Genomic DNA, 361 nt, shown 5'->3' with positions numbered 1-361 from the left:
GCTACTCGCAGAAAAAGCTCCAGCTGCAGCAGGGCTTACAGAACGAGCAAGTGATGAACACGCTGTCCCCGATCCCTTACCGGTATCGGATTATGTATAATTCAGCCTTTAACTATAGCGTCTTTATGCTGTATGGCCTTGTAGGGGCTATTTTGCAGCAGGTGTTATTTCTTGGCATTGCGTTAACGATCACGAGGGAGAAAGATGCAGGTACTTGGCAGAGGTTCGAAGCATGGAAGAAAAATCCTTGGCGCATCGCCTACGCGAAAACGGCCCCTTATTTTCTCATTAATATATTCAATACATCTATTGCCTTTGTTATTGCCTTATACGCCTTTGGCGCGCCGATGGGCGGCAGCCT

At 47.6% G+C, this 361-nt stretch carries 1 pseudogene; it reads left to right on the top strand.

Annotated features, from left to right (window positions below):
• Nucleotides 1–92: 92 nt before the first annotated feature.
• Nucleotides 93–361 (top strand): annotated as a pseudogene (locus KVT27_RS23915) (ABC transporter permease); the annotation flags it as partial.

The organism is Lysinibacillus sp. GbtcB16 (assembly GCF_019091145.1).
Classification (GTDB): Bacteria; Bacillota; Bacilli; order Bacillales_A; family Planococcaceae; genus Lysinibacillus; species Lysinibacillus fusiformis.
Note: the sequence above shows the minus strand (reverse complement) of the source record. Positions and strands in the feature narration are given on the sequence as shown.